The following is a 1,094-nucleotide window of genomic DNA, read 5'->3' as shown; positions in this document are numbered from 1 at the left end:
ACGAGAGTTCCTCCGGTATGCTGCCGGTTCCCCTTGAGTGCGGGTTGGAACCTTGAACGCCACACTCGGCGGAAATCCGATGGTCGGATTCCACGTCCTTCAGGGCGTGGAGGAGGTCAATGACGATATCGGTATATGCATTTCCAAGGTTCGCGGCGTCAGCGTCTACTCCGCGGCTGTCTGTATACTCTGGGATGATCAGTCAGATAATATCATGCGGTACCACGCAAAGAGTAGCGCTGCTCAAACCCGGTTCACAACGCTACTCTCGAGACACGATTGATCCAGTGATCCAGTAATAGTCAGTAATAAGTTCCCAATGCGGACACAGAATTGGTATGTTTGGCGTCATATATTAGTGCTTGAAAGATCTATCTGACACTATGGGAAGAAATCTTGAACAAGAAGACAGTATATCTTTGCATATAATTAATTGCATTGCTGAAAGAGAGCACACGGATCCACTGGAACTGCCCCCGTTGTATGATGTGGTCGATCCAGATGCGCTTGACGATCTCTTTGCATCAGGACGCCAGAACGGGACGGCCCAATCTGGCCGGGTCGAGTTCCAATACAATGGTTATACCATTATTGTGGAATTCGGCACCGAGCCAGAAATCGCGGTCAAAGAGAAGTCAGAACTTGCTGAATAACACAATTAAACGAGAATCACTTCGCAAGACAGGGTACCGACGGAGCCACCGAGCGCTACCCTACCTAATTGTTTGTCCCAGATGACTCGTGTGGAGACGAGTATTCGACACGGTCCGTGTGTCTGAGATGTGCCTCTGACTGAGCGTGAGCGCTATCCCCCACCGCCTACCCTCACGCTCAAGTCACTGTTTGGATTACAACCATATCAGTCTTTCTGAGTTGTCACAATATTACACAATAGTTCATTGTGTTCTGTCGAATAGGGTGTCATCTAGTGGTCGGTAGCTTGTAGCGTTCATGGCTACTGAAATCAGAGTCGTTCCAGTCCAGCAACTCTGACGAAATCCTGTGAGAACGCTGTTTACTCCTGCTTTGCAGCTATTGACCATTCAACACGTGATATGAATTTGAGCGCATACCTCCGTCTTCAGGCGGAGGTC

1 protein-coding gene is annotated in these 1,094 nt (G+C 49.1%); it reads left to right on the top strand.

Annotated elements, in window-relative coordinates:
- Window positions 1–383: 383 nt before the first annotated feature.
- Window positions 384–653, top strand: coding sequence for a HalOD1 output domain-containing protein (locus BSG09_RS20550; RefSeq protein ID WP_139246304.1), 270 nt, complete (start codon window positions 384–386; stop codon window positions 651–653).
- Window positions 654–1,094: the final 441 nt, after the last annotated feature.

Origin of the sequence: Natrinema hispanicum (genome assembly GCF_900111485.1) — an archaeon.
GTDB lineage: Archaea > Halobacteriota > Halobacteria > Halobacteriales > Natrialbaceae > Natrinema > Natrinema hispanicum_A.
The sequence above is the reverse complement of the archived record's forward strand: the minus strand, read 5'-3'. Positions and strand labels throughout refer to the sequence as shown.

Excerpts from the sequence above, each read along its gene's own strand:
- BSG09_RS20550 (WP_139246304.1), top strand. The coding sequence starts at position 384 with ATGGGAAGAAATCTTGAACAAGAAGACAGTATATCTTTGCATATAATT.